Origin of the sequence: Rhodococcus sp. BL-253-APC-6A1W (genome assembly GCF_012843405.1) — a bacterium.
Classification (GTDB): Bacteria; Actinomycetota; Actinomycetes; order Mycobacteriales; family Mycobacteriaceae; genus Rhodococcus.
Window position 1 is genome coordinate 393,680 of the sequence record NZ_JABAFB010000004.1, and the last position, 7,180, is coordinate 400,859.

Below are 7,180 nucleotides of genomic sequence, written 5' to 3' on the forward strand. Positions count from 1 at the left end.
GTCCGATCATGGCCCCATAGCCACGACGGCGCCACCCGGCGGGTTCGCGTCGCACAGCGGGGCAGTCGGTGAGTCGATAGCCTCGGACCATGAGCGCGCGACCGTTCGATGCTGTTCTGTTCGACTTTTCCGGCACGCTGTTCCGGCTCGAAGAGGACGAGAGCTGGATGGCCGGCATCACCGATGCACGAGGTGGGGCCTTCGACGTGAGCCGGCAGGCCGAACTGATGCGGCGGCTGACCGCTCCTACCGGACAGCCTGTGGAGATGGACGCGGAGGAGCATCACGCCTGGATCAATCGCGACCGTGACCCGCGCCGGCATCGGGAGGCGTATCTGACCGTGCTCTGCAGATCCGGTGTCGAGGACCCGCAGCAGGCTCAGACGCTGTACGGAAAGGTGGTCGATCCGACGAGCTGGACGGTGTACCCGGATACCGTGCCCGTGATCGAAGCACTCGCGGGCGACGGCATCGCGGTGGGGGTCCTGAGCAACATCGCATTCGACATCCGGCCTGCCTTCGCCGCACTCGGCATCGACGACCTGGTCTCCGTGTTCGCGCTGTCCTTCGAGATCGGTGCGGTCAAACCGGAGCCCGAGATCTTCCGTTATGCCGTCGAAGCGCTCGGGGTCGAACCCGAACGCACCCTGATGATCGGCGACAGTGTGGAAGCGGACGGCGCCGCTACAGAGATCGGGTGCGCGTTCCGCCTCGTCGAGCCACTCCCGACGACGGAGCGGCCCGACGGGCTGTGGAGCGCCTTGAAGGACGCGGGGGTTACGTTGTCGGAACCAGGCGCAAGGAAATCGAATTGATGCAGTAGCGCTGGTCGGTGGGGGTCGGGTAGCCCTCGCCCTCGAAGACATGGCCGAGGTGACTGTGGCACGAGGCGCACAGCACTTCCACGCGGCGCATCCCCAGCGAATCGTCGGTCCGCAGGATCACGGCGTCGGAGTCGGCGGGATCGAAGAACGACGGCCAGCCGCAGTGCGACGGGAACTTCTCGCTGCTGCGGAACAGTTCGGCGCCACATGCCCGGCATTCGTAGACACCCTCGGACTCGGTGTCGGTGTATTCACCGGTGAAGGGCCGTTCCGTGCCGGCCTGACGCAGCACCGCATACTCGGCGGGAGTGAGCTTGTCGCGCCACTCGTCCTCGCTCAGCACAACCTTGGGAGCGGGTTCGGATCGGGGAGTGGAAGTCATGTCCCCACGCTAGTCGCGCTCCGAGACCGCCGCCACGACGCACCCCGTCCCGTCCTGCCGTGCCCGGTACGTCTCAGGCCCGTGCGGCGACCTCATCGGTGTGCTCCGCGGCGGGGAGCAGGTGTGACGGCTCGATACCGTCGTCGAGCCGCCCTTCGCGGCGCGCCGCGAGGTAACGGTCGAGGAGCACCGCGAAGATCACGATGATGAGCAGCGACCACCCGAGCGTCGTCTTCATGTACTCCGCCGCGCGGCCCGCCTCCACCCAGCGCCCGGACAACCAGGAGTCGTAGCTCATGAATCCGTACACCGCCAGCCACGCCGGCCAGTTCCGCATCACGGAATTGGGCAGCAGCACGGTCATGAGCAGCGGGAACAGCATCATCGAGTAGTACATCTGGCCGAGCGATCCCAGCAGGAACGACGCACTCAGGAGCACACCGGTGGCGGTGCACACGAAGAAGACCTCGTCGTTGCGGCAGTAGCGGTAGAGCAGCCAGAGCGACACCGCCACGAGCACGGCGAGCACACCGCGCAGGCCCAGGACCAGCCAGCCGGGCAGCCCGTAGTACATCCCGTTGCCGACGATCGCGCTGTTGAAGTAGTCGCGGGACTCGAGCAGGTACGGCACCGTGAGTTCGACGAAATCCCACGCGTCGACCGACAGTGGCCACGCGATGATGTTCAGTGCGATGGGCACCCCGGCGGCGGTGAGGAACACCTTCCACTGGCCGCGTACGAGTGGAAGGAACAGCAGAGGCGCGAGGATCGGTTTGACCGCGAACGTGAGTCCCAGCATCACGCCCGCCCAGAGGTCTCGGCGTTTGAGCAGGAGCACCAGGAACGCGACTTCTCCCAGCAGCACCAGTCCGTTGATGTTGGTGAAGACCAGCGTGTTGGTCACCGTCTCGGACGCGAACGCACCCAGCACGAGGATGGGAGCGATGGGCGAGTCGAGCCGCAAGCCGAACATGCGCAGCAGCAGGTACAGCGCGATCAGGATGGCGACGGCGTTCGCAATGATGAACAGCCACCGGGATCGTTCGGGGTCGATCACGGCGATCGGCGAGATCAGCAGCGTCCCGGACGGGGGATAGAGGTAGTGCGGGTCGACCCATTGGAAGTTCGCGGTATAGACCGGAAGCCGGTTGAGGAACGCGAGCGCCGCGTTGTAGACCGGGGTGAAATCATCGGTCCGGAAACCGTTGACTGCTTTGATCACCACCCGGTGAAGAACGGTCAGGACCGCCAATGGCCACACCACGGCCTTGACCACGTCTGCGGTGGTTCGTGCCGTCCGGGGTTCGAGACTGCTGAGGAACACTACGGCACGGTACCCCGTCCGGGATCGGGACCGCGCACGTCCCCCGGCACGCAGGGGAACGGCGCGTCGCGTCTCACGCCGGGCAGAGACTTCCGTTCGGCGGCAGCTCTCCCGTACTCAGGTACCGCTCGATGCGGCCCTGAATGCACGTCGAATGCAACGAGGCGGAATAACCGGCACCCTGCCAGGACACGGTCGACCATGCGATCGCGCCGGCGGTGAGCGCGCCGGTCACCGATTCGACTCCCACGCTGCCGACAATGGGATCCGCAGCGCCGCCGGTGACGAGTACAGGGGTGTCGAGGGCTGCGGGCAGGGGTGGAGCGGGCAGGGTGGGCCAGGCCGCGCATGCGGTGGTAGCCGCGGCCGTGTCCGCACCGAACAGGGGATAGAGCGTCGCCCAGTTGCGCTGGAGATCGGCCGCGCGGGTCGGCGTCGGCCATCGCTGGCCGTCGCTGCACCGCGAGACGAACTGGCCGTCGGAGGCGAGCATCTGTTCGGCGGTGCCCACCAGATCGAGCAGTGGCACCACATCGCCGTCCCGCGCGGAAGCCAGCGTGTCGGACAGTTCGCGGATCCGGCTGGGAAGATCTCCGCGCGGTGTGCCGAGATACGCGGTGATCACCGTCAGCAAGGCATTGGAGGACACCGGTGCCAGAGCGCCGCTCGAGGCCTGTGCGTGGAGGTCTTCGAGAGCCTGCCGGGGGTCGTCACCGAGCGAGCAGTCGAGCGCTGCGCACTGCCGCGAGAACGCGTCCACCGCGGACTCGGCGCCGCGGGCGCGCGACTCCGCGATCTGTTCTGCGTCGCCCGATGCGGCGACGGGGGAGTCCAGCACGAGCCGTCCCACGGCACCCGGGTAGGCCGCGGCATATGCGAGACCCACCGCCGCGCCGTTTCCGATGCCGAGGAGGCCCACGCGCTCGACGTTCCATGCCTGCCGCAGCCGGTCGATGTCGCCGGCCGCGTGGGACGCGCTGAACATCAACTCCTGGGGCTGAAGATAGTCGGTGCAGGAGATGGTGGCCTGGCGGCCGAGTTCGGCCACTCGCTCCGGCGCGGACCCGCTGCGACCGAACTGTCCCAGATCGGCGAGGGCGCGACGGTCGGCGCCGAACACACAGTCGATGGCCAGCGACATCCCGATGCCACGACGATCCACCGCGACCACCGGACGCGTCGTCAGCACGCCCGAGAGCGGGCCGGTTGCGAGTGCGGCGAGGGCGCGCGTCGACGGCATGTCGCTGCCGGTCGTGAGGACCAGTGGTGCGACGTCGTCCGGGGTGTCCGGGAGCTGCGCCCGGAGCACGGCAAGCGGGAAGGTGCCGGGAACAGCACCGGAGGGGTCGATCGGCGTCGGCACTTCGGCGCATTCGAGCGACAGACCCGTCGGCCCCGACGAGAGCGAGTAGGACGCCACGGTGTCGGAAGTGCAGTCGCGCCACGTGAGGTCCGTTTGGGGAACGGGCAGTTCGGGCGCCGCGTCCTCGTCTTCCTGGACGGTCGGTTCGCTGCTATCGACTCCTTCGCGCACCACGGCGACGTCGGGCCGGACCGATGGTCCCGCTCCGCACGCGGCGGCCACTGCGGCCACCGCGATCCATCCCACCGCGAGCACACCGGTTCTGCGCATGGGGACAGCCTGCCAGGTGTCACCGATCGGGGAGTGCACAGGTGTCGACGTGAGCGGCCGTCCCGAGGCCCGGACATGATCCCGGTAAGAGTGAAATCGGCGCCGCCTCGCGGGGCAGTGGATTGTCCTCGCGACTCGTGAACACATGGTGAACGTTCTGTGAAGTAGGTCGCATTCCGCTTGGGCGGTGCTACCCACTCACTCTGCGGCCTTACGCTGGATGAATGCACGAACGCCTCGTCGACCGCAACCCGGTGGTGCCCGCAGATCAGTTGGTGGCCCAGCTGGTGCCGCCCGCGATGTTCGACGAGGTGAGTTTCGCGTCGTACATCCCCGATCCTGCCGAGCCGAGCCAGGCCGCGGCGGTCAAGGCCGCCGAGGAGTTCGTCGGCAAGGTCGAGAAGATCCGGGGGCGGCAAGCGCGGCCTGTTCGGCCGTAAGGCCCCGGCCCAGGGAGCGGGGCTGTACCTCGACGGCGGTTTCGGCGTGGGCAAGACCCACCTGCTCGCCTCGATCTTCCACAGCGCACCGTCCCCGAAAGCCTTCGGCACCTTCGTCGAGCTCACCCACGTCGTCGGAGCGCTGGGGTTCAACAAGGCCGTCGAGGAACTGTCGAGTCACAGCGTCCTGTGCATCGACGAGTTCGAACTCGACGATCCGGGCGACACCATGCTCATCTCCCGGCTGCTCACCGAATTGTCGGCACGCGGAGTGTCGATCGTGGCCACGTCGAACACACTGCCGGGCCAGCTCGGCGAGGGTCGCTTCGCGGCCCAGGACTTCCTGCGCGAGATCAAGAAGCTCGCCTCGATCTTCGAGACGATCCGCGTGGACGGACCCGACTATCGCCACCGCGACCTGCCGCCGGCCCCCGATCCCATCGAGTCGGAGGAGCTCATCGAGCGTGCGGACCAGGTCTCCGGCGCGACGCTCGACGACTTCGACGAATTGTGCGATCACCTGAGCACCCTGCACCCGTCCCGGTACGGCAAGCTCGTCGAAGGAGTGCCCGCGGTCTTCATCAACGGGGTGCACCCCGCGCGCGATCAGTCGGTCGCTTTGCGTCTCGTGGTCTTTGCGGATCGCCTCTACGACGCGAGCATTCCGGTGACGGTCGCCGGCGCACGGCTCGACGAGATCTTCACGCCCGAGATGCTGTCGGGCGGGTACCGCAAGAAGTACCTGCGTGCCACGTCGCGTCTGCTCGCCTTGTCCCGTTTCGAGGTTGCCGCCGGCTGACCGGCGGGGCGGTCACAGCACGCGTTGCATGAGGAAATCGTCGTGTGTCTGTGAACCGACAACGAAGGTTCGCGTACCGACGACCTCGAAGCCGTGCTTCTGGTAGAAGCGACGGGCACGCGTGTTCTCCTGGTTCACACCCAGCCACAGCCCGGCACGCCTGCGCTCGGCGGCGCGCTCGACGATCGCGTCCATCAGCGCGGCGGATACTCCGGCGCCGTGATGTCCCGGAAGTACGTACAGCTTGCTGATCTCGATGGCGGGTCGTGCGGTGACCACGTCGGGTACGGCGTACGCGTCCGAGTTCTGACTCGCGGGGTCCACCGAGTTCTCACTCGCGGGGTCCACCGAGTTCTGACTCGCGGGGTCCACCGAGTTCTCACTCGCGGGGTCCACCGTGGTCTCACTCGCCGGATCTACGGCCATCAGATAGCCGACGATCTCGTCGTCGACGCAGGCTTTCAGCACGATGCGGCGAGGGTCGGTCAGGTACTCGCTGAAGTTCTCTGCGCTGAGGGTTTCCTCGACGAACGCCGCGATGTCCTCGGACCCGGCCCCTGGAGGGCACGCGAGCGGAAACGTGGTGGCGGCGACTCCGGCGATGGTCTCGGCATCCCAGATGCCTGCCGGACCGACGGAGACGGACTCTTCGAGTGACGACGACGTGGGCATGGATCCAGTGAAGCACCGAGTGGTCGGGGCGGGAAGTTCCGGGCCCGGAAATGGCTGAACCCCAGCCTTGGATGGGGGGTCATGGCTGGGGTCCAATACCATCGGGGGGGATGGCACGTTCCACGCTACCCGAGTGTTTTCGGGGAGTTCCACCTGCTGCGGTCACGTTTCCGTCACATCGTGCACAACTCATTGTTGCGGAACGTTCACAAACCCTTTAAGGTCGGCACCTATGAAGCGCGTACTCGTAGTTCACCGCCGTAGCGGGGTCTGATTCGGACCGACCCCTCGCTGCGGGTCGTTGAGCTATGCGTCGGTCCTTCCTTCTCGCGGAAGACCTCCCGAAATGAACGCCTTCACTTCTTTCATCTCCTCCGATTTCGATGCTGCCTTTGCGCGTCCGTCGGATTCTCGTCGAACCGCTCTGCGTGCCGCACCGGCGTGCGCGCCCGGCAGTGCTACGCCCCTCGATCCTTTCGCTGCGCGGTACGGCCGCCCGCTTCCGCTCCCGCTGCGTGCCGAAGCCGCCGGAATGTCGTGGCCGGAGTTCCTCGCGGTGTACGCCTCCGAGCGCGGTCCCCTTCGATTGGGTGACTGGTCGGCCACCACGTTGCCGGCGGGCCGATCGGCGTTCGAAGCGACGATCGCGGTGGGCGATACGATCCACTCCGCGTCCGCGCTCGCGTGTGGTCCCGTCGCGGGGATGACGGCGATGCTCTACGACCTCGGTTTCGGCATCGAGATCCACTCGTTCCACCGGCACGATCTCGGCGACCTGCACGTGACGTTCCTGCTCTGCGGGTCCGGCGCACGTCGCACGTGGGTGATGGGCATGGGGGAGAGCGGCGTGGAATCGACTCTTCGCGCGATGATCGCCGGAATCAACCGGACCCACACGGCGGCGGCGGGCCGGTAGTCCGCGGGCCCTCGACTCGGATGCGACGCCGGTCGCGTTCCTGATCGAGGGCCGCGTCCACCGGACGGATACGACGAAGGCCCCCTTCCTGAGGAAGGGGGCCTTCGTCGTTCCTGGTGCGCGATACTGGGATTGAACCAGTGACCTCTTCCGTGTCAGGGAAGCGCTCTCCCGCTGAGCTAATCGCGCG

Annotated in this window: 6 protein-coding genes, 1 tRNA gene and 1 pseudogene; 3 read left to right on the forward strand and 5 right to left on the reverse strand. The window is 67.0% G+C overall.

Going from position 1 to position 7,180, the window contains the following annotated elements; all coding sequences use genetic code 11:
* The first annotated feature begins 89 nt into the window (after window positions 1–89).
* Window positions 90–815, forward strand: a complete 726-nt coding sequence (locus HF877_RS08455) for an HAD family hydrolase (protein ID WP_169620702.1) — start codon at window positions 90–92, stop codon at window positions 813–815.
* On the opposite strand, the gene msrB is transcribed toward HF877_RS08455, so the two are convergent.
* The 3 genes from msrB to HF877_RS08470 all read right to left on the reverse strand — a co-directional run bounded on the left by msrB (window position 778) and on the right by HF877_RS08470 (window position 4,163).
* The gene (msrB, locus tag HF877_RS08460) at window positions 778–1,206 is read right to left on the reverse strand and encodes a peptide-methionine (R)-S-oxide reductase MsrB (protein ID WP_169620703.1); all 429 of its coding nucleotides are present in this window, start codon (window positions 1,204–1,206) and stop codon (window positions 778–780) included. The two genes, HF877_RS08455 and msrB, sit on opposite strands and share 38 nt — an antisense overlap.
* A gap of 73 nt (window positions 1,207–1,279) precedes the next feature.
* Window positions 1,280–2,530, reverse strand: a complete 1,251-nt coding sequence (locus HF877_RS08465) for a glycosyltransferase family 87 protein (RefSeq protein ID WP_346765092.1) — start codon at window positions 2,528–2,530, stop codon at window positions 1,280–1,282.
* Between the two features lie 73 nt (window positions 2,531–2,603).
* A complete protein-coding gene (locus HF877_RS08470; protein ID WP_206036782.1) occupies window positions 2,604–4,163 on the reverse strand; it encodes an alpha/beta hydrolase in 1,560 nt (519 codons plus the stop codon).
* Between the two features lie 224 nt (window positions 4,164–4,387).
* Between HF877_RS08470 and zapE the strand changes: the two are divergent.
* A pseudogene (zapE, locus tag HF877_RS08475) lies at window positions 4,388–5,402 on the forward strand (cell division protein ZapE).
* A gap of 12 nt (window positions 5,403–5,414) precedes the next feature.
* Here zapE and HF877_RS08480 read toward each other — a convergent pair.
* Window positions 5,415–6,074 carry an N-acetyltransferase gene (locus HF877_RS08480; RefSeq protein ID WP_169620704.1) on the reverse strand — a complete coding sequence of 220 codons (660 nt, stop codon included), beginning with the start codon at window positions 6,072–6,074 and terminating at the stop codon, window positions 5,415–5,417.
* A gap of 346 nt (window positions 6,075–6,420) precedes the next feature.
* Here HF877_RS08480 and HF877_RS08485 point away from each other — a divergent pair, with 346 nt between their 5' ends.
* The gene (locus HF877_RS08485) at window positions 6,421–6,990 is read left to right on the forward strand and encodes a 2-isopropylmalate synthase (RefSeq protein WP_240952125.1); all 570 of its coding nucleotides are present in this window, start codon (window positions 6,421–6,423) and stop codon (window positions 6,988–6,990) included.
* A gap of 114 nt (window positions 6,991–7,104) precedes the next feature.
* Here the strand turns inward: HF877_RS08485 and HF877_RS08490 are convergent.
* Window positions 7,105–7,179: transfer RNA gene (locus HF877_RS08490), tRNA-Val, on the reverse strand.
* Window position 7,180: the final 1 nt, after the last annotated feature.

What these genes read in the sequence shown, in the direction of transcription:
- msrB (WP_169620703.1), bottom strand. Translation starts at nt 1,206, where the DNA reads ATGACTTCCACTCCCCGATCCGAACCCGCTCCCAAGGTTGTGCTGAGC.
- HF877_RS08455 (WP_169620702.1), top strand. Translation starts at nt 90, where the DNA reads ATGAGCGCGCGACCGTTCGATGCTGTTCTGTTCGACTTTTCCGGCACG.
- HF877_RS08480 (WP_169620704.1), bottom strand. Translation starts at nt 6,074, where the DNA reads ATGCCCACGTCGTCGTCACTCGAAGAGTCCGTCTCCGTCGGTCCGGCA.
- HF877_RS08470 (WP_206036782.1), bottom strand. Translation starts at nt 4,163, where the DNA reads ATGCGCAGAACCGGTGTGCTCGCGGTGGGATGGATCGCGGTGGCCGCA.
- HF877_RS08485 (WP_240952125.1), top strand. Translation starts at nt 6,421, where the DNA reads ATGAACGCCTTCACTTCTTTCATCTCCTCCGATTTCGATGCTGCCTTT.